The sequence below is a fragment of the Maricaulis maris genome, assembly GCF_036322705.1.
GTDB lineage: Bacteria > Pseudomonadota > Alphaproteobacteria > Caulobacterales > Maricaulaceae > Maricaulis > Maricaulis maris_B.
Genome location: NZ_AP027270.1, coordinates 386,949 through 407,790, shown reverse-complemented (window position 1 = coordinate 407,790; position 20,842 = coordinate 386,949). Strand labels below are relative to the sequence as shown.

Genomic DNA, 20,842 nt, shown 5'->3' with positions numbered 1-20,842 from the left:
GGGTCAGCGGTAGCGCGCCTGCAGTTTGGCGAGCGCTGCCTTGCCCGGGGTCAGGCGCTCATAGAGCACCTGGTTGAGCGGGATTTTCGGCAGTTTGTTGGCCGCCTGCATGTCCGGCAGATCGCTGTTGAGATACAAAAGCCCGGTGCGGATCTCGCCCTCGGTCTTGTTCATCAACAGCGTCTCGATGGCCTGGGCGCGGTCGCGCGGATCATAATCATCCGCCGTCTTGCGCAGAAAGAGCTCGCCGCCATCCTGCATGGTCACCCGCATCGCCCCGTCCTTGTCATAGGAGCCGGTCACCTCGTCGGCATGGGCGACGAAATCGGTGTGCACCAGCGGGTGATAGTATTTGTAGGTATGGGCATAGCTCTTGGTCGAGCCGGCATGGTCATTGAAGGTCACGCAGGGCGAGATCACGTCGATCAGGGCAAATCCCTTGTGCTTCAGACCGGCCTTGATCAGCGGGATGAGCTGCGACTTGTCGCCGGAGAACGCCCGCGCCACGAAGCCCGCGCCGAGGGTCAGCGCCTGGACGCACGGGTCGATCGGGGTCTGCTCGTTGGCGACGCCCTTCTTGGACTTGGAGCCGTAATCGGCGGACGCCGAGAATTGCCCCTTGGTCAGCCCGTACACGCCATTATTCTCGATGATGTAGAGCATGTTGAGATTGCGCCGGATGGCGTGGGCGAACTGGCCGAAGCCGATCGACAGCGAATCCCCGTCACCGGAAATGCCGATATAGTTGAGATCGCCATTGGCGGCATTGGCACCGGTTGCGACCGACGGCATGCGACCGTGCACGGTGTTGATGCCGTGCGACTGGCCCATGAAATAGGCCGTCGTCTTGGACGAGCAGCCGATGCCGGAGATCTTGGCCGCGCTCTCGGGCGCCAGATCAAGCTCCCAGAAGGCCTGCACAAGGGACGCGGTGACCGAGTCATGGCCACAGCCGGCGCACAGGGTCGACATCACGCCTTCATAATTACGCACCGACAGGCCCAGCTTGTTCTTGGGCAGGTGCTTGTCGATGAAAGGCTTGCTCATGGAGGTCATGCGACGTCTCCCAGGGCTTCGAGATGGGCCGAGATGCCCTCGATGATGAATTTCGGATTGGCCGCCATCCCGGCATAATCGAGGATCGGGATGAGCTTGGTCTTGTCGGCCGCGGTTTCATTGACCAGCAGGGATCGCAACTGGCCGTCGCGGTTCTGCTCGACCACGAAGACTTCCTCGTACTGGGCGATGAAGGCGTCGACCTCGGCATTGAACGGGAAGCCGCGAACGCGCAGGTAATCCAGCTCGACACCGTTTTCGGCGAAGCGGTCGAGCGCTTCCAGCACGGCCCCGTCACAGCCGCCGACCGAGATGATCGCGCGCCGCGCGTTCCGGCCGCAGCGGGTGATCACCGGCGCGGGCACGGCATTGGCCGCGTTCTTCCACTTGGTGGTCAGACGGTCGAGCACTTCCTTGTACTCGGCGCTGTCCTCGGTATAGCCACCCTTCCAGTTATGACCCGACCCGCGGGTGAAATAGGCGCCCTTGGGATGGCTCCCCGGCAGGGTGCGATAAGGGATCGCGTCGCCGTCACGGTCTTCATAACGGTAGAATTTCTCAAGCTTTTCGATCTCGTCGGCGGTCAGGACCTTGCCGCGATCGGGCGTATAGCTCTCATCCCATTCCAGTTCCGGGATCATCCAGTCATTCATGCCGATATCGAGATCGGTCATGAAGAAGACCGGGGTCTGGAAGCGCTCGGCGATGTCGAAGCTCTGGATCGCCATCTCGAAGCATTCCTTCGGATTGGCCGGGAAGAGCAGGATATGCTTGGTATCGCCATGGCTGGCATAGGCCGCCAGGGTGATGTCGCATTGCTGGGTCCGCGTCGGCAGGCCGGTCGACGGGCCCGCGCGCTGGACGTCGAACAGGACCAGCGGCACCTCGCCATAATAGGCAAAGCCGATGAACTCGCTCATCAGCGAGATGCCCGGCCCCGAGGTCGGGGTGAAGGCCCGGGCCCCGTTCCAGCCGGCACCGATCGCCATGCCGACCGAGGCCAGCTCGTCCTCGGCCTGGATGATGCAGTAATTGTGCTCGCCGGTTTGCGGATCGACGCGGAATTTCTCGCAAAACGACTTGAAGCCATCCATCAGCGAGGTCGAGGGTGTGATCGGATACCAGGCGCCGAACGTCGCCCCGGCATAGACACAGCCCAGCGCAGCGGCGGTATTGCCGTCGATCATGATGTGACCGGCGGTCTTGTCCATCGCCTCGATATGCAGCGGCAGCGGCTCGGGATGGTGTTCGCGAACATAGTCGAGGCCCAGCCCGATCGCCTTCATATTGGCGTCGATCAGGTGTTCCTTGGTGCCGAACATCTCCTTCACCAGACCGCGGATGACCTCGACATCGAGACCGGTCAGGCCGGCGACAGCGCCGACATAGGCCATGTTCTTCATCAGAACGCGGGTGCGGGCATTGTCGAAGGCGGCATTGACCAGGCGTGCCAGCGGCACGCCGATGGCGGTGATGTCGGCGCGGGCATGCAGGTCCGGGCGCGGCCAGGTCGAGTCATAGAGCAGGAAGCCGCCGGGGCTGACCGCGGCGAGGTCCTGCTTGTAGGTCTCGGCATTCATCGCAACGATGAATTCCGCCGTTCCGGAGCGGGCCATATAGCCGTCCTTGGTCAGGCGGATTTCATACCAGGTCGGCAGGCCCTGGATGTTGGAGGGGAAGAGGTTCTTGCCCACCACCGGCACGCCCATGCGGAAAATGGCCTTCATCAGGAGACCATTGGCCGAGGCCGAGCCGGTGCCATTTACATTGCCGATCTTGATGACGAAGTCATTGACCCGCACGTCACCGGAGACATCCACGAGATCCTTCATTCGGCAGCCACTTTCCTGATTTCGTCATCGACATGCGGAATGAAGATGTCGGCGTCCTGCATGTCCCACGCAGCCGTCGGGCAGCGTTCGGCGCAGAGGCCGCAATGCAGGCAGAGATTCTCGTCCTTGACCATGACCCGCCCGGTATCCTTGAGCGGTTCCGAGACGAACAGGTCCTGGTCCTTGTTGGTCGCCGGTACCCGCAGCGACTGGCGCAGCTCGGCCTCCTCGGCGACCGGCACGATCGACAGGCAGTCGACCGGGCAGATATCCATGCAGGCATCGCATTCCTTGCACAAGGGTGCCTCGAACACGGTCTGTACGTCACAGTTCAGACAGCGCTGGACCTCGGTCGCGATCTGCTCGGCGGTATAGCCCATCTCCACTTCGACCTTGCGGTTGGAGAGACGCGCCTTGAGCTCGGCCAACGGCATCTGCCGGCGATGCTCGCCGGTATAGCTGTTGGAATACATCCACTCATTCACGCCCATCTTGGCCGATTGCAGATTGACCCCGCGCGGCAGGCGCTGATCCAGCGCCGAGCCCTCGCAATGCTTGTGGATGGAGATCGCCGCCTGGTGGCCGTGCTCGACCGCCCAGATAATGTTCTTGGGACCGAAGGCGCTGTCGCCGCCGAAGAAGACGCCCTTCACGGTCGACTCGAAGGTCTTCTCGTCAACAATGGGCACGCCCCACTTGTCGAACTCGATACCGATATCGCGCTCGATCCACGGGAAGGCATTCTCCTGGCCGATCGCCAGGATGACATCGGTGCACGGGATGATCTTGGTCCCGGTGGTCCGGGTATCGGTGATCCGGCCGTCTTCATCGAGCTCGTATTCCATCAGCTCGAATTCCATCCCGGTCAGCTTGCCGTTCTCGACGACGAAGCGCTTGGGCGAATGATTGACCAGGATTTCGACATTCTCGTCCTCGGCATCCTCGAGCTCCCAGGGGGAGGCCTTGAAGAATTGCCGCGGTTTGCGGGCCATCACCTTCACATCGGAGGCGCCGAGGCGCAGCGAGGTACGGCAGCAATCCATCGCGGTGTTGCCGACACCAATGATAAGGACTTGCTTGCCGATCTTGTCGACATGCTCGAAGGCGACGCTTTCCAGCCAGTCGATACCGATGTGGATATTGGCGTCGGCGTCCTCGCGGCCCTCGATATTGAGGTCCTTGCCCTTGGGCGCACCGGAACCGATGAAGACGGCGTCATAGCCGCTCTCGGTCAGCGCCTTGAGGCTCTCGATGCGGTGACCGGTCTTCAGCTCCACGCCCTGGTCGAGGATATAGCCGATCTCCTCGTCCAGCACTTCTTCCGGCAGGCGGAAGGAGGGGATGTTGGAGATCATCAGCCCGCCGGGGCGGTGATGGGCTTCAAAGATCGTGCATTCATAGCCCAGCGGCGCCAGGTCATTGGCGACTGTCAGCGAGGCCGGACCGGCCCCGATCAGGGCGATCTTCTTGCCATTGGTCCGCTCCGGCTTTTGCGGCACCAGATGCTTGACCTCGTCGCGATGGTCGGCGGCGACCCGCTTCAGGCGGCAGATCGCAACCGGCTCCTCCTCGACCCGCCCGCGCCGGCAGGCCGGCTCGCAGGGACGGTCGCAGACCCGGCCGAGAATGCCGGGAAACACGTTCGAGCGTCGGTTGACGAGATAGGCTTCGGTGAATTCACCTTGCGCAATCAGGCGGATATATTCGGGCACCGGCGTATGTGCCGGGCAGGCCCATTGGCAATCCACGACCTTGTGAAAATAGTCGGGATCGCGCGTATCAGTCGGCTTCATCGTCCTCACCCCGGGCTCGCGCCCGCTCTGTGCTGTGGGCCGGCGACCGTCGAGGGTCGCAGAATTACGTCCATTCTCACATGGTGAACGCCGCAAGGGTCAAGCGATTTCCCCTTTAAGCGACCGATTGCGCACGGCTTTGTTTGTTAGTGCGAAGCAAGTGCAAAATGGTGGCGGTAACGGGGAATGATGAACCGTCAGATGAAGCACGCGCCTAAACTCAACCGTCATCCCACGGTGACCGCGAAGCGGGCATCCGGGGGACCTGCGCTTCCCTGTCGACGGTTTGGCTGAGGTCCCCCGGATCGCGACACGGTCGCGACCGTGGGATGACGGTGCAGAGGGAGACTTGTTGGAGCGCGACGCCTCGCGCGGAACTACCCATAAATCGCTTGTCCGCTAGCCGGCTCCATCCGATCTTCAAGCTCAAGGGTGAAAGCGATTTGCGAGACTGGCGAGCAATCCCTCCCATTTTTCCCGGACGCGCATCGCGCGATCCGGGACCAACGGGAGACTCATCACCACCGGAAAGGCGGGTCGGTCCCCGCTCTGCGACCTGCCTGCGCAGGTCTCCGGCCGGGAAAAATGAGCTTTGGACTGGTAGCGCCTCGCGCGGAAATGCCCATAAATCGCTTGTCAGCCAGCGGGCGCTATCCGGTTTTCAAGCTCAAGGGTGAAACCGCGAAGCGGCGCGTATGCGCCCTTGACCTTGAAAACCGGATAGCGCGAACTCCCGGCAAGCGATGAATGGATGAGAGTGCGAGAACGCCCCTCGTCCACGTTGCCCTAAAGCTCATCCACAGAATGCTCGTGCACACGTGCCTCCGCCTTCAGCCAGGCAATAAACGCCCGCGCATCAGGGCTCAGCGGGCGGTTTCTCGCCGTCACGATATGATAGGCCGAGCGGACCGGGGTGGTGCCGTCGGGGAAGAGGGCGACGAGGCGGCCGCTGGCGAGGTCGTTCTGGACCAGGGCGCGCTTGGCGAGGGCGACGCCGCGACCGGCGACCGCCGCATCGATGACCAGGGCGGACTGGTTGAAACGCACGCCACCGGCGACATCGACCCCGCGCACATTGCGCGCCTTGAGCCAGGAGGCCCAGTCGGCACCGTTGACCTCGGTCTCCGGTGAGGCATCATGCAGCAGGGTCTGGCCCTGCAGGTCCTGGGCGCGGGTCAGCGGCGGGCCATCGCGCAGGAGATCCGGCGAGCAGACCGGCAGGACTTCCTCGGCCAGCAGCGTCTCCTCATTCAGCGTCATGTCGCCACCGGGACCATAGCGGATGCCCAGATCGGCAGCACCGGCGGCGAGATCAACCCGCTCGGACGTCGCGGCAATCCACACCTCGACGCCCGGCACTTCCTCCTGAAAGCGGAACAGGCGCGGGGCCAGCCATTTGCCGGCAAAGGAAGGGGCGACCGAAACCGTCAGCGCGCGACGGTGCACGGGCTGGCGCATCAGCGAGACCGCCCGCTCGAGCGTCTCGAAGGCCTCCGAGGTGATCCCGGCCGCCGCACGGCCGGCCTCGGTCAGGCTCAAACCGCGTCCCTGGCGGACGAACAGCGGTGCGCCGACATGCTCTTCCAGCTGCCGGATCTGCTGACTGATCGCCCCCGGGGTGACGGCCAATTCGTCGGCGGCGCGGGCAAAGCTCTCAAGCCGGGCGGCGGCCTCGAAGGCGCGCAGGGCATTGAGCGGCGGAAGGCGGGATGTCTGGGCCATGGGATCAGTTTAGTTTTTCTAACTTCAAAAGCCAATAATCGTCGTTTGTAATCGCTGCATCGAATAGAAATATTGAACTCGTCGCGCCACGAAGGCGCAGGATTGGACGAGTGACCATGCGTGTTTTCCCTGCATCCATCCCCCTGGAGGGGCAGACGGTGATCGTTGTCGGGCATGGCCCGATGGCCGAACCGAAAGCACGCCTGTTTGCGTCATCCCCAGCCCGGTTGCTTTGGTTCACCGGTGAGTCCATCGATCCTGTCGCTTCGGATATTGCCCGATATGCGAAGATCATCCCCCGTGTGCCGACCCGGCGGGACTTTCGTGGCGCGACAATGATTTTCATCGCCGGTGGCGAAGATCGGGCGATTGCCCGGATGGCCCGTTGGGGCCGCAGCCAGGGTGCTCGGGTCAATATCGTCGACAGCCCGGCGGCCTCGGATTTCCAGACCCCGGCCATTGTCGACCGCGACGGCATTGTCGTTTCCATTGCCTCGGGCGGCGCCGCGCCGGTCCTGTCCGTCGATATCCGCGCCGCGATCGAGCAGATCCTGCCGGCGCGCATCGGTGTCATCGCCGATCTCGCCCGCGAGCTGCGCGGGACGGTGAAGTCGGTGCTGCGCAATTTCGACGATCGCCGCGCCTTCTGGGAACGCGCCCTGCGTGGCAAGGCCCGCGATCTCGCCCTGTCAGGTGACAGCGCCGGCGCCCGCCGCGAAATGCTGCGCGAGCTCAATGGCGAGACCGGTCCCGCGGCCGGGATCGTGCATCTGGTCGGCGCCGGTCCCGGCGATCCCGACCTCCTGACCCTCAAGGCCGCCCGCCTGCTGCGCGAGGCCGATGTGATTGTCCATGACCGCCTCGTCTCCGACGGCGTCATGGATCTCGCCCGCCGCGATGCGCTGCGTATCGATGTCGGCAAGACCAAGGGCCACCATCCGATTCCGCAGGACGAGATCAGCGCGATCCTTGTGCGCGAGGCCCGCAAGGGTCAGCGCGTGGTCCGCATCAAGGGCGGCGACCCGTTTGTCTTCGGACGCGGCGGCGAGGAGCTGGACGTGGTCCGCGCGGCCGGCATCGCCGTTGAGGTCACGCCAGGCATCACGGCCGCCATCGCCTGCGCCGCGTCCGCGGGTATTCCGTTGACCCATCGCGACCATGCCCAGTCGGTGACGTTTGCCTCCGGCGTGGTCAAGCAGGATGGGCCGGACGCCGATTACAGCGCCCTCGCCGCCGCCAATTCGACCACCGTCTTCTACATGGGCGTCGGCGCGGCGCCGCAGATCGAGGCCAAGATGATCGCCGCCGGTCGCAGCCCCTCGACCCCGGTCGCCCTGATCGAGAACGGCACGCTGGACAATGAGCGCCGCGTCTTCGGAACACTCGGCGATCTTGCCGGACTGGTCGCCCGCGAGGCGATTGCCGGCCCCACCATCATGATTGTCGGCGAGGTGGCCGGGACGGCGCTTGCCGCCACTGCCCGCACGACCACAAGCGTCGGCGAGGAGCAATTCGCATGAAAACCGTGACCGCCAACCGCCTCACCGATGGCCGCGTGATCTACCGCACCGTATCCGGCAGCTGGTCAACCGATCTCTCCGACGCTGCCCGTCTCGACGCGGACGAGGCCGACGCCGTGCTCGAGGCCGCCTCGGACGAGACCCATATCGCCGTTGGTGCCTATCTGATCGAGCTCGAGGACGAGAAACCCGGCGGCCAGAAATGGCGCCGTGAAGGCATCCGTCTGTCCGGTCCGACGACCGGTTCCACCCATGCCCAAGCGACGGCCTGACCCATGTACAAGTATGACAGCTATGACCACGCCATGGTGGCCGACCGGATCGCGGAGTTTCGCGACCAGGTGGAACGTCGCCTCGATGGCCGTCTGACCGAGGAGCAGTTCAAGCCGCTGCGCCTGATGAATGGCGTCTATCTGCAGCTGCACGCCTACATGCTGCGGGTGGCGATCCCCTATGGCACGCTGAACAGCGCCCAGATGCGTACCCTCGCCGCGATCGCGCGCGAGTATGACAAGGGCTATGGCCATTTCACCACCCGCCAGAACATCCAGTACAACTGGCCGGCCCTGGTCGACATCCCGGACATTCTCGACCGCCTCGCCGCCGTCGAGATGCACGCCATCCAGACCTCGGGCAATTGCATCCGCAATGTCACCGCCGACCCGTTTGCCGGTGCCGCCGCCGACGAGCTGGAGGATGGCCGCCCATGGGCCGAAATCGTCCGGCAATGGTCGAGCTTCCACCCGGAATTCACCTTCCTGCCGCGCAAGTTCAAGATTGCCGTCAATGGCGCAAGCGCCGACCGTGCCGGTATCCGCGTCCATGATATCGGTCTGCAAATTGTAAGGAACGACGCCGGCGAGACCGGGTTTGAAGTCTGGGTCGGGGGCGGCCAGGGCCGCACGCCGCGCCTGGGCCATCTGATCAAGCCTTTTCTGGCGCCGGAGGACCTCCTGTCCTACCTCACCGCCTGCCTGCGCGTGTACAATCAGCACGGTCGCCGCGACAATCTCTACAAGGCCCGGATCAAGATCCTGGTCGAGGCGCTCGGTCCCGACGAATACGGACGCCAGGTTGCCGACGAGTGGGCGGTCATCCGTGATGGCGAGCTCAGGCTTCCCGCCGCCGAAATCGACCGTATTCGCAGTTTCTTCGACAAGCCGAAAAGCGCCGCCCCCGCGCCGGTCCCGGTCAGCGAGAACCGCGCCTTCGCGCGCTGGCTCGATCGCAATCGCCGCGACCATGCGGTTGACGGACTGTCGTCGCTGGTCATCTCCCTGAAGCCGATCGGCGGCACGCCGGGCGACATCACGGACGTCCAGATGGAGGCGGTTGCCGATCTGGCCGAGCGCTTCGGCTTTGACGAGATCCGCGCCACGCCGGACCAGAACCTGATCCTGCCGCATGTCGGCAATGGTGACCTGGAAGCCGTCTGGACCGGCCTGGTCGAGGCCGGCCTGGCAACCGCCAATGCCGGTCTCGCCACTGATATCGTCGCCTGCCCGGGACTGGACTATTGCAACCTCGCCAATGCTCGCTCGATCCCCATCGCCCAGGCGATCTCCAGCCTGCTGGAGGAAACCGGCCTGTCCGACAAGGCGGGCGATGTGACGATCAAGATCGACGGCTGCATCAATGCCTGCGGACACCATCACGTCGCCCATATCGGCGTGCTCGGCGTCGACAAGCGGGGTGAGGAATTCTACCAGATCACGCTCGGTGGCGCCTTCGGCAAGGATGCCGCCATCGGCTCGATCATCGGCAAGGGCCTGGCCGGCGAGGATGTCCCCGCCGCCATTGCCCGCACGCTGGAAACCTATCTCGACATTCGCGCCGAAAATGAGCGCTTCATCGACACGCTGCGGCGTGTCGGGTCTGACGCCTTCAAGGAGGCCATCTATGCTGACGCTTGATCGCACCGCCGACACAAACCCGATCACCGAAGCCCAACTGGCCGCCGGTGGCGGACATGTCGTCGAACTGCCCGGCGATGCCGACTGGCGCGAGGTCGGCGAGCAAATCGCCGGGGCCATCCGGGTCGATATCCGCTTTGCAAAATTCAATGACGGGCGCGGCTTCTCGCTCGCGACCCAGCTGCGCCAGCGCGTCGGCTATACCGGCAGGCTGCGCGCCGTCGGCGATCTCATTCCCGACCAGGCCCGGCACCTGATCCGCGTCGGCTTCGACGATGTCGATCCGGACCGCAAGGGCCTCGATGCCGACTGGGCCCGGGCCCGGACCCGTTTCACCCACGCCTACCAGCCGGCGCGCGACAACGTCACGCCGCTGTTTCGCCATCGCCACACCACCGCCGCCAATCGTCCGGCACCGGACGATCTTGCTGCCCTCAATGCGCGCTATCGCGAGATGGGCCCGCAGGACATATTGCGTGATGCCATCGAGCGCGAGTGGGTCGGCCGGATCGCCGTGATGTCCTCCTTCGGCGCCGAAGCAGCCGTCGGCCTGCACATGATGGCGCAGATCGACCCGGCGACGCCGGTCATCTTCCTCGATACCGGCCGCCTGTTTGCCCAGACGGAACAATACCAGCGCGCCCTGACCGACAAGCTCGGCCTGACCGCGATCCGGGTGCTGGGCCCGGATGCCGGGGAGCTGGCCGACGAGGACAGTGACGAGCGCCTGTGGCGCCGCGATCCCGATGCCTGCTGCGCCCTGCGCAAGGTCCGCCCGCTGAACCAGGCACTTGGCGATTACAGCGCCCTGATCACCGGGCGCAAACGCTTCCATGGCGGCGGCCGGATGCGGCTGCCGGTGGTCGAGCGCATTGATGGCCATATCCGCGTCAATCCGCTCGCCAACTGGGATGCGGCCGCGGTCGAGGCCTATTTCCAGCGCTTCGATTTGCCGCGACACCCGCTGACCGATATGGGGTATGCCTCAATCGGTTGCTGGACGTGTACAGCACCGGTCCAGAGCGAGGGCGATATCCGATCCGGTCGCTGGCTTGGCCAGGACAAGACCGAGTGCGGAATCCACACGCCGGCCCGGGTCGCTGCGGAATAGTCAGACTTGAAGAAAGGACACGCCCCGTGTCTGCCCAACATGTGCTCGACCTGATCGGCAAGACGCCGCTGATCCGGCTCAATGGCCCGTCCGATGCGACCGGCTGCGAAATCCTCGGCAAGGCCGAATTCCTCAATCCGGGCGGTTCCGTCAAGGACCGCGCGGCGCTCAATATCGTCCGCGAGGCGGTCGCCGACGACTCGCTCAAGCCGGGCGGCATGATTGTCGAGGGCACGGCCGGCAATACCGGTATCGGGCTCGCCATGGTCGGCGGCGCGCTCGGCTATGACGTCACCATCGTGATGCCGCGCACCCAGTCCGAGGAAAAGAAGGCGGCAATCCGCTCCTTCGGCGCGCGCCTGATCGAGGTGGATGCCGCGCCCTTCTCCAGCCCCAACCATTTCGTTCATTATTCGCGCCGCCTGGCCGAGGAGCTCAATGCGAGCCTGCCCCAGGGCGCGATCTGGTCGAACCAGTTCGACAATCTCGCCAACAAGCGCGCCCATATCCAGTCCACCGGTCCGGAAATCTGGGAGCAGACCGGCGGCAAGATCGACGGCTTCATCTGCGCGGTCGGCTCGGGCGGCACGCTCGCCGGGGTCGCGCAGGCCCTGCGCGCCCACAAACCCGATATCGCCATCGGCGCCGCCGATCCGGCCGGGGCAGCGCTGTACAATTATTACACCAAGGGCGAGCTCAAGGGCGAAGGCTCCTCGATCACCGAGGGCATCGGCGTCAATCGCATCACCGGCAATCTGGAAGGCCTCGATGTCTCCCATGTCTACCGCATCGAGGACGCCGAGATGCTGCCCATCCTGTTCGACCTGGTGAAGCGCGAAGGCCTGTCGCTGGGCGGCTCGGCCGGGATCAATATCGCCGGCGCCATGCGGCTGGCGCGCGATCTGGGACCGGGCAAGACCATCGTCACCATCCTGTGTGACAGTGGTTCGCGCTATGCCGGCAAACTCTTCAACCCGGACTTCCTGTCCTCACGGGGCTTGCCTGTCCCGTCCTGGGCCGATACCGAGACGCCGCGCCTGCCGGCCTGACCGCCACGCCCCGACCACCCGAGCACGAGACCCCGACGATGACCGCGACTGCGCCCGCCCCGAAGAATGCGATTTCCGCCAAGCCCGGCCCCTATACGGTCGAGACGGTTCTGTCGGTGACCCACTACACCGACCGGCTTTTCCATTTCCGCATCACGCGGCCGGACAGCTTCCGGTTTCGCTCGGGCGAATTCATCATGATCGGCCTGCCCAAGGAAGACGGCAAACCGCTGCTGCGTGCCTATTCGGTGGCCAGCCCGTTCTGGGATGAGGCACTCGATTTCTACTCGATCAAGGTGCCCGACGGCCCGCTGACCTCGCGCCTCCAGCACATCAAGGCCGGTGATGAAGTCCTGCTCGGCCGCAAGCCGGTCGGCACGCTGGTGCTCGACGCCCTCAAGCCGGGCAAACGGCTCTACATGATTTCCACCGGCACCGGCATCGCACCCTTCGCGAGCCTGATCCGCGACCCGGAGACCTATGAGAAATTCGACCAGGTCATCCTGACCCAGACCTGCCGCGAAAATGCCGAGCTGACCTATGGCATCGAGCTGGTCGAAGCCGTGAAGGATGACGAGCTGATCGGCGAGTTCGCGCGCGAGAAACTGGTCCACTTCACCTCGGTCACTCGCGAGGACGGGCCGGTGAAAGGTCGTGTCACCGACATGATCGAAAGCGGCGAACTCTTCGACCGCCTCGGCGTCCCGCCGCTCGACCCGGCCGTCGACCGGGTGATGATCTGCGGCTCGGAAGGCCTGCTCAAGGACGTCAAGCAGATCTGCCTCGACCGCAATTTCGTCGAAGGCTCGAATGCGGCCCCGGCGGATTTCGTCGTCGAGAAGGCGTTTGTGGCGACCTAGAGGCTGGACCTGTTCCTCCCCACATCGTGGGGAGGGGGATCAGCGCGAAGCGATGAGACGGTGGGATGACGCCGCAGGCGGCATGAGGCTTCTCCTCGTTTTCATCACCCTATATTTTTCCCGGAGGCGCACAGCGCCATCCGGGACCGACGGGAGACTCATCGCTTGCTAGAGGGTTTCGTTGGTCCCGGCTCTTCGCCCCGCTTTTGCGGGACTGCGGCCGGGAAAAATGTGATCTTTTCCTCCCCACATCGTGGGAGGTGTCGCGCCCGAAGGGCGAGACGGAGGGGTGACGCCGCAAGCGGCATGGGTTTTCCTCGCTCCGCTCGGACCCCATCGACCAGAGGCTTCGCCTCGGCCCACTTCCCCATGGAATGGGGAAGAAAAGTTCGAGCTTATCCCCGCTGTGCGCCCCACAAACCGTCATCCTGACGCAAGTCAGGACCCAGTCTCGCACACGCGATTTCGCCAAACATGGCAACAGCTTGCGTCGCAATCTGGGTCACGGCCGTCGCCGGAATGACGGTGTGTGAAGAAAAAAATCACAAGACTTGTCCCCGCCCCGTGGCACCCGGCGCATACTCCTCGTGTTCCCGCGCCAACTCGAGGCTCGGACCGGTTATCCGGGGGTGCGGGGATTGCGGAGCTCGTCCGGTCTTGTGGATTTGACCACCACAAAACCCGGCGTGGCCATCGGCAGGACGGCGGCACAAAGCTCGACCGTTTGTTCCTGTCGGTTTCGAGACGGGGCCGGTAACGGCGCCGACCAAATCTCCGTGTGCGAGGTGCCCCCGGCGCCACCTACACAACTTCCATAGCAAGGCACCGGCAAGGCACCTCGCACCCCTCTACTGCCCAGACCGCCAGGTGGAGACACCGTGGCGATCTCGATGCGTGCAGCGGCGCGCTTGACACATATAAACATATCTTTATACGTGAAGTCGCGCCGATTTGATGTCTAGCTTGCGGGCGCGGAACAAGTGCGGCTAAAGCGGATCGGACGAGGCAGCGGCAATCGCCACACATCCCTTTCGCCTCGGCAGTATCCCGCAATCGGCGTGCCGCGCATTCCGCCCAGACGGAATGTGTCGCGATGACTTTGGTTGCAGCGCTTGACTACCCCCTCTCCCCCGCGCCGGTGGCGGCCCATGCGCCGCGCCTGCGCGTCGTCCTGCTTGGATGCGGGACGGTGAATGCCGGTGTTCTCGCGGGCCTCGAGGCGATGGCTGACCGGGTCGAGATCGCGGCGATCATCACCCGCAAGCCGCGTCGCAAGGGTGATGACCGCTATGCCTGGCTGACTGATATCCACGCCGCCTTCGACACCGGCCCGGATCTGGTCATCGACGCGCTGCCCGATTGTGCGACCGCCGAGAAGGCGCTCGCCCTCGCCGTCGAGCGTGGCATTCATGTCATCTCGGCCAACAAGGCGGTCATTGCCCGTCGCCCGGATCTCGAAGCCCGGGCCCGCAAGGCCGGCAACGGCTTTGCCTATTCCGCAGCAGTCGGCGGCGGCGTGCCGGTGCTGGAAACCGTGGCCCGCCTGAAAGCCTCCGGCGAGCGCGTCACAAGGGTGCGCGGCGTCCTCAACGGCACCTCGAATTTCGTGCTCGGCCTGCTGGAAAAGGGGGTCGGGTTTGACGAGGCGATCACCGCCGCCCAAGCCGCCGGGTTTGCCGAGGAGGACCCCAGCGCCGATCTCGACGGGCTGGATGCCGCCGCCAAACTGGCCCTGATCGCCCGCGCCGCCTTCGACATCGCCCCTGATCCGCACGCCATTGAAGCCGACAGCCTGTTCGACCTCTCGGTCGGGCAAATCCTCGGTGCCCGCGAGAACGGTCTGCGTTATCGCCAGGTCGCCGAACTGGTCGCGACCGAAGACGGCATCTCCGCCAGCGTCCGCCTGATTGCTCTGCCGGAAGATCACGCCCTGGCCCGGGTCGAAAACGAGGAGAATGCGGTCGAGGTCAGTTGTGCCAGCGGCATCTCGATCATCCTCAACGGCAAGGGCGCCGGTCAGGCCCCGACGGCGGGTTCGGTCCTGTCCGATGTCCGCGCCCTGCTGGCCGATGGAGCGCCGCGATGAGCGTCACCCTGGAACATCCGCCCGCCCTGCGCTGTCGCGATATCTCGACCATTGCCCTGACCACGAGCGGCTCGCCGGTCCGGGTCACGGGACGGGTCGCCGGTCCGGAGGGCGCACCGGCGGTCCTCGTGCTGGGCGGCATATCCTCGGATCGCCGTGTGTCCGACACGGTGACCGGGCAAGGCTGGTGGCGGCAGCAGGCCGGCGCCGGAAAGTCGATCGACACCAATCGCTATCGCATTCTCTCCTTCGATTTCATTGGGGCGGACATTCCCCCCTTCCCGAGCACACAGGACCAGGCCCGCGCCATCCTGGCGCTGGCCGACGCCGCCCATATTCGCGACCTCGCCATTGTCGGGTCCTCCTATGGCGGCATGATCGGGCTCGCCCTCGCCGCGCTGGCCCCGGAGCGGGTGCGCGAACTCGTTGTGATCTCGGCCGCCGACCGCTCCAGCGAGATGGCCAAGGCCTGGCGCTCGATCCAGCGCGACACGGTTGAGCTGGCCATTCGTCTCGGCGACGGCAAGGCCGGGCTCGACCTGGCCCGACGCCTCGCCATGACGACCTATCGCACGCCGGAGGAATTCGAGGACCGCTTCGCCGCGCCGGACGCGAACAGCCGCGATGCCGACGGGGTCACCGCCTATCTCGGTGCCCGCGGCAAGGCCTGGGCCGAAACAGTCGATCCACAGCGTTTTCTCGCCCTGTCCCGCTCGATGGACGCGCACCGGGTCGATGTCAGCCAGATCCGCTGTCCGGTCACCTATCTCGCTGCCCTGGAAGACCGGCTGGTTCCCGCCGACCAGATCGCCGAGGCCGCCAGTCACACCCCCAAAGGCCGACTCATCACCCTCAGCTCTGTCTACGGCCATGATGCCTTCCTCAAGGAAGACGCTATCATCGGCGCCACACTGGACGAGATATTCGGGAGCTGACATGTCGAGCGATCAACGCACCAAGGCCATCCGGGCGGGGCTGAACACCGACCGGAGCTGGAACGCCGTCATTCCGCCGGTCTCGCTCTCGACCGCCTATCGGCGCGAGGACCCGGGCATCCAGCCGGCCTTCGACTATGCCCGCACCGGCAATCCGGGACGCTCCCTCCTGGCCGATGCCATCGCCGAGCTTGAGAATGCTGCCGGCGCGGTGGTCACCGGCTCCGGCATGGCGGCGATCGATCTCCTGCTTCATGGCCTGCCGCACGGGGCCCGCGTCCTGTGTTCGCACGATGCCTATGGCGGCACACGCCGGCTGCTCGACGCCCGCGGTCGCGGCGGCCGACTGATCCCGGTCTATGTCGACACCTCCGATCTCGACAAGGTCGCCGACGCGCTCAATGAGGACGCCGCCCTGATCATTGCCGAGACACCGTCCAATCCACGTCTGCGCATCTCCGACCTCAAGGGCCTGGCCCGGCTGGCGCGCAATTCGGGAACCGAGCTCGCGGTCGACAACACCGTGATGTCACCCGTGCTGCAGCGTCCGCTCGACTGGGGCGCGGACTATTCGGTCCAATCCGTCACCAAGCTCCTGAACGGTCATTCCGACATGGTCGGCGGGGTGGTTTGCTGCGCCGATCCCGAACGTGTCGCCGAACTGACCTTGTGGGCGAATTGCGTCGGGGTCGGCGCCGCCGCCTTCGACAGCTATCTCGCCCTGCGCGGCCTGCGCACCCTGCCACTGCGCGCCGAGGCCCAATGCCGGAGCGCGCTCGAGATTGCCCGCTGGCTGGACGCCGATCCGCGTGTGGCCCGGGTCGATTATCCCGGCCTCGCCAGCCATCCCGGCCATGAGCTAGCGGCCCGTCAGCAGGACGGATTCGGTCAGCTGATCAGTCTGGAGCTGGCCAGGAACGCCCCCGATCCGCGCGAGGTCGTCTCGGCGCTGGAGATCTTCACCCTGGCCCAGTCGCTCGGCGGGGTGGAAAGCCTGTGCTGCATACCGGCCCTGATGACCCACGCCTCGATGTCACCGGAAGCGCGCGCCGAAGCCGGCGTCGCCGACAGCCTGATCCGGCTCTCGGTCGGGCTGGAAAGCACCGCCGACCAGATCGCCGATCTCGACCGGGCGCTGTCGGCGGGATGAGCTAGACCGCGTCCGAGCGCACCCGGGCCACAGCGGCATGCCAGCCCGCCCGGTCAGCGTCCCGGCGGCTGGTGTCCCGGGTCGGCGCAAACTCGGCGTCGGCGACCCACAGGGCACGACCATCCTCGAGGCTCCTGAACAGGCCACACCCCAGACCGGCGAGGAAGGCCGCCCCCCAGGCGGTCGCCTCGACACTGGCCGGCCGCACCACGTCGATTCCGGTCAGGTCAGAGAGCCGTTGCAGGAAAGCCGCGTTGCGGGCCATGCCGCCATCGACCCGCAAACTGCGCGCCTCGACCCCGTCCGCGGCCATGGCATCGAGCAGGTCGCAGGTCTGGTGGACCGAACTGTCCAGCGCCGCCCGCGCGATCTCGGCCCGGCCTGAGCCGCGGGTCAGACCGATCAGGGCACCGCGTGCCTCGGCATCCCAGTAGGGCGCACCCAGACCGGTAAAGGCAGGCACCAGATAGACCCCGCTGTCAGGGTCGGCGCTCTCGGCAAGCGCCTCGATCTCGGACGCCTTGGCGATCAGGCCGAGCCCGTCACGCAGCCATTGTACCGTCGCTCCGGCCGACAGCACCGAGCCTTCCAGCGCATAGGTCGTCTGACCGGCGATGCGATAGGCGATGGTGGCCAGAAGCTTGTTCCGGGACCGGACCGGTGCGTCGCCGGTATTGATCAGAACGAAGGCGCCGGTGCCATAGGTCGACTTCATTTCGCCCGGTGCCAGGCAGACCTGGCCGATAGCGGCAGCCTGCTGGTCGCCGGCAACACCGGTGATCGGCAGCGCCTGGCCCAGTACCGACTTGGCGGCGACGCCGAAATCTCCGGCACTGTCGCGCACATCCGGCAGCAGGGCAGCCGGCACACCGAACAGGGCGAGCAGGTCTTCGTCCCAGCGATTGGCGGTGATGTCATAGAGCGCGGTCCGGCTGGCATTGGTCGCATCGGTCGCGTGCACCGCGCCGCCGGTGAGCTTCCAGATCAACCAGGTGTCGACCGTCCCGAAGGCCAGCTCCCCGGCCTCGGCACGGGTCCGGGCCCCGTCCACATGATCAAGGATCCAGGCGATCTTGGTCGCCGAGAAATAGGGATCGAGGACAAGCCCGGTCCTCTCCGTGACCAGCGCCTCATGGCCGGCAGCCCGCAGGGCGGCACAGGTCTCGGCAGTCCGGCGGTCCTGCCAGACGATAGCGTTGTGGATCGGTTCGCCGGTCATGCGGTCCCAGACCAGCGTGGTTTCGCGCTGATTGGTGATACCGATCGCCTCGGCCCGATACCCGGCTTTCTCGGCGGCGGCGAGCGCTTCACGGGCAGTGGCCCGGACGGTGGCCCAGATCACATCCGGATCATGCTCGACCCAGCCCGGCCGGGGATAGATCTGCTGGAATTCGCGTTGCGCCGTCGCCACGACGTCGTCATCAGGCTTGAACACCACCGCCCGCGAACTGGTGGTGCCCTGGTCGATTGCCAGCAAGGCCTTGCGTTTGGAAAACATCGCCATCCTCCCCATATGCCACCCTCTCGCGGAGCGAACAGGTGACTATAGCCCTGACGGCACCGGAGAAAACGCGCTAGGTTCACACCCAAACGGGAGGATGCATGAGCGACGCGACATTCAGGCTTGAGCGGCTGGCCAGCACCAGCGGTGCCGATCTGGCGATCTACACGCAGGAGGCCGAGGGCACGCCGCGCGGTATCGTCCATATCAATCACGGCCTCGCCGAGCATGCGGGTCGCTATGCGCGCATGGCGGCGCACCTGGCACGACGGGGCTATCACGTGATCGCCCAGGACCATCGCGGCCATGGCGAAACACAAGCCAGCGATGGCGGTCCGCGCCGCTTTGCCGATACCGATGGCTGGAACAAGCTGATGCAGGACGTCGCCGCGGTCCATGCCGAGGCGCGACGGCGCTGGCCCGGCCTGCCGCTGGTCATCTTCGGTCACTCGATGGGCTCGGTGATCGCCTTCAACCATATCCTGCGGGCACCCGACAGCGTCACCGCAGCGGCAATCTGGAACGGCAATATGGCGCTTGGCGGGCTGAAGGGCGTGATGCGCTTCGTGCTGTTTTTCGAAGCCCTGTTCGGCGGCGGCGCAACGGCGACCAGCCATACGCTCGACAATCTCACCTTCAAGGCCTGGAACAAGCGTTTCCCGGAGGGCCGCAGCGATGCCGACTGGCTGTCGCGCGACACCGACGAGGTCGACGCCTACGTGAATGACCCGGCCTGCGGCTGGCCGTCGACGGTCTCGCTCTGGCGCGACTTCCTGTCCGGCGTCGCCTATGCCGAGGATGACGCCCACCTGGCTGCCCTGCCCAAGGCTATACCGCTGCACCTGATCGCCGGCTCCAAGGACCCGGCGACGGAGGGCGGCGCCTCGATGGCGACGCTGGCAAAGCGTCTCAAGAAGGCCGGCCTGACCGATGTCCGGCTCGAAGTGCTCAAGGATTTCCGCCATGAGACGATGAACGAGATCGGCCGCGACGCTCAGACCGACGCCTTCGCCGACTGGCTCGACCGGGTCACCGGCTGATCCATGCCCGCACGTGATGTCGTCATCATCGGGGCCGGTGCGGCCGGTCTCATGTGCGCCATCGAGGCGGGCAAGCGCGGACGCTCGGTCACGCTGATCGAGCATTCCAGGGCACCGGCCGAGAAGATCCGCATCTCCGGCGGCGGACGCTGCAATTTCACCAATTTGCACGCGACGCCGGAAAACTTCCTGTCGAATAACCGGCATTTCGCCAAGTCAGCCCTCAAGCGCTACACCCAGTGGGATTTCATCGACTGGATCAATGGCCATGGCATTGCCTGGCATGAGAAAACGCTGGGCCAGCTGTTCTGCGACCATTCGGCCAAGGACATCATCGCCGCCCTCCTCGCTGACCTGAAGCAGGCCGGCGGCGAGCTGCGCCTGTCGACCGCAGTCAACACGGTCTCACGCCAGGGCGAGGACTATCTCCTGATGCTCTCGGACGGCTCGACCCTGACCTGCCAGTCCCTCGTCATCGCCTCGGGCGGCAAGTCGATTCCGAAGATGGGCGCGACCGGCTTTGGCTACGACATCGCCCGGCAGTTCGGCCTCGACATCATCGAAACCCGGCCCGGCCTCGTCCCGCTGACCTTTGATCCCGATACGCTGACCCGGTTCAAGCCGCTCGCCGGGGTCGCCGTTGATGGGGTCGCCTGCCATGGCAGGACACGGTTCGAGGAGGCCATGCTGTTCACGCACCGCGGGCTCTCCGGACCGGCCATCCTGCAGATTTCCTCCTACTGGCGGGAAGGCGAGGACATCCGGGTTCACATTCGCCCCGACCTCGACCTCTACACCCTTCTGCGCGACGCCCGGCAAGCCAATGGGCGCCAGGCCGTGCAGACGGCGCTGGCCGAGCACATGCCCAAACGGCTCGCGCAGATGCTGGTCGAGGAGGTCGGGCTGACCGGCAATCTGGCGGATCAGTCGGACAAGAAATTGCGCGCCTTCGCCGACCATCTGGCCGCCTGGCCGCTAACCCCGACCGGCTCGGAAGGCTATCGCACCGCCGAGGTGACACTGGGCGGGGTGGATACCGATGGTCTCGACAGCCGCACGCTCCAGGCCCGCGATGTGCCGGGACTGTATTTCATCGGCGAAGTTGTTGACGTGACGGGTTGGCTTGGCGGATACAACTTCCAATGGGCATGGTCGTCGGGCTGGAGCGCCGGACAGGTGGTTTAGGAAACGGCGAACGCGACAGGGCGCGACCACATGGCCGCGTATTTGTTCTCGCCATGAAACGGGATGGGGGGTATCTCAGGGGCAGTGAA

At 65.3% G+C, this 20,842-nt stretch carries 16 protein-coding genes; 11 read left to right on the top strand and 5 right to left on the bottom strand.

The features are described 5' to 3' along the window. Nucleotides 1–3 precede the first annotated feature (3 nt). The 4 genes from AAA969_RS01755 to gcvA all read right to left on the bottom strand — a co-directional run bounded on the left by AAA969_RS01755 (nt 4) and on the right by gcvA (nt 6,403). On the bottom strand, nt 4–1,056 hold the full coding sequence (locus AAA969_RS01755; protein ID WP_338242970.1) for a 2-oxoacid:ferredoxin oxidoreductase subunit beta: 1,053 nt from the start codon (nt 1,054–1,056) through the stop codon (nt 4–6). Then, a complete protein-coding gene (locus AAA969_RS01750) occupies nt 1,053–2,888 on the bottom strand; it encodes a 2-oxoacid:acceptor oxidoreductase subunit alpha (protein ID WP_338242968.1) in 1,836 nt (611 codons plus the stop codon). The genes AAA969_RS01755 and AAA969_RS01750 overlap by 4 nt, the downstream gene beginning before the upstream one ends. After that, nucleotides 2,885–4,681, bottom strand: coding sequence for an FAD-dependent oxidoreductase (locus AAA969_RS01745; protein WP_338242965.1), 1,797 nt, complete (start codon nt 4,679–4,681; stop codon nt 2,885–2,887). Before AAA969_RS01745 ends, AAA969_RS01750 begins: the two co-directional genes overlap by 4 nt. Nucleotides 4,682–5,467: 786 nt before the next feature. Then, nucleotides 5,468–6,403: a transcriptional regulator GcvA gene (gene gcvA, locus AAA969_RS01740; protein WP_338242964.1), complete on the bottom strand. Its 936-nt coding sequence runs from the start codon at nt 6,401–6,403 to the stop codon at nt 5,468–5,470. Between the two features lie 116 nt (nt 6,404–6,519). Here gcvA and cysG point away from each other — a divergent pair, with 116 nt between their 5' ends. The 9 genes from cysG (at nt 6,520) to AAA969_RS01695 (ending at nt 17,027) form a co-directional block, all read left to right on the top strand. Next, nucleotides 6,520–7,923 (top strand): siroheme synthase CysG, encoded by a 1,404-nt coding sequence (cysG, locus tag AAA969_RS01735; protein WP_338247209.1) that lies wholly within the window; start codon nt 6,520–6,522, stop codon nt 7,921–7,923. Next, nucleotides 7,920–8,195: a DUF2849 domain-containing protein gene (locus AAA969_RS01730; protein WP_338242962.1), complete on the top strand. Its 276-nt coding sequence runs from the start codon at nt 7,920–7,922 to the stop codon at nt 8,193–8,195. Before cysG ends, AAA969_RS01730 begins: the two co-directional genes overlap by 4 nt. 3 nt (nt 8,196–8,198) lie before the next feature. Further along, nucleotides 8,199–9,836 (top strand): nitrite/sulfite reductase, encoded by a 1,638-nt coding sequence (locus AAA969_RS01725; protein WP_338242960.1) that lies wholly within the window; start codon nt 8,199–8,201, stop codon nt 9,834–9,836. After that, nucleotides 9,823–10,947, top strand: coding sequence for a phosphoadenylyl-sulfate reductase (locus AAA969_RS01720; protein ID WP_338242958.1), 1,125 nt, complete (start codon nt 9,823–9,825; stop codon nt 10,945–10,947). The genes AAA969_RS01725 and AAA969_RS01720 overlap by 14 nt, the downstream gene beginning before the upstream one ends. Nucleotides 10,948–10,973: 26 nt before the next feature. Beyond that, on the top strand, nt 10,974–11,996 hold the full coding sequence (locus AAA969_RS01715; RefSeq protein ID WP_338242956.1) for a cysteine synthase A: 1,023 nt from the start codon (nt 10,974–10,976) through the stop codon (nt 11,994–11,996). 38 nt (nt 11,997–12,034) lie between these two features. Continuing rightward, entirely contained in the window at nt 12,035–12,856 is an 822-nt protein-coding gene (locus AAA969_RS01710) for a ferredoxin--NADP reductase (RefSeq protein WP_338242954.1), read from the top strand. Nucleotides 12,857–13,949: 1,093 nt separating this feature from the next. Beyond that, nucleotides 13,950–14,942 carry a homoserine dehydrogenase gene (locus AAA969_RS01705; RefSeq protein ID WP_338242952.1) on the top strand — a complete coding sequence of 331 codons (993 nt, stop codon included), beginning with the start codon at nt 13,950–13,952 and terminating at the stop codon, nt 14,940–14,942. Further along, complete coding sequence (gene metX / locus AAA969_RS01700; RefSeq protein WP_338242950.1) at nt 14,939–15,877, top strand: homoserine O-succinyltransferase MetX; 939 nt, start codon at nt 14,939–14,941, stop codon at nt 15,875–15,877. Before AAA969_RS01705 ends, metX begins: the two co-directional genes overlap by 4 nt. Before the next feature lies 1 nt (nt 15,878). Then, nucleotides 15,879–17,027, top strand: a complete 1,149-nt coding sequence (locus AAA969_RS01695) for a trans-sulfuration enzyme family protein (RefSeq protein WP_338242948.1) — start codon at nt 15,879–15,881, stop codon at nt 17,025–17,027. Nucleotide 17,028: 1 nt separating this feature from the next. On the opposite strand, the gene glpK is transcribed toward AAA969_RS01695, so the two are convergent. After that, nucleotides 17,029–18,525, bottom strand: a complete 1,497-nt coding sequence (gene glpK, locus AAA969_RS01690; protein WP_338242946.1) for a glycerol kinase GlpK — start codon at nt 18,523–18,525, stop codon at nt 17,029–17,031. Nucleotides 18,526–18,629: 104 nt separating this feature from the next. On the opposite strand from glpK, the gene AAA969_RS01685 reads away from it, so the two are divergent. Both AAA969_RS01685 and AAA969_RS01680 read left to right on the top strand, forming a co-directional pair. Beyond that, nucleotides 18,630–19,568, top strand: coding sequence for an alpha/beta fold hydrolase (locus AAA969_RS01685; protein ID WP_338242944.1), 939 nt, complete (start codon nt 18,630–18,632; stop codon nt 19,566–19,568). A 3-nt stretch (nt 19,569–19,571) separates the two neighbouring features. Next, on the top strand, nt 19,572–20,753 hold the full coding sequence (locus AAA969_RS01680) for an NAD(P)/FAD-dependent oxidoreductase (RefSeq protein WP_338242941.1): 1,182 nt from the start codon (nt 19,572–19,574) through the stop codon (nt 20,751–20,753). The last annotated feature ends 89 nt before the right edge of the window (nt 20,754–20,842 follow it).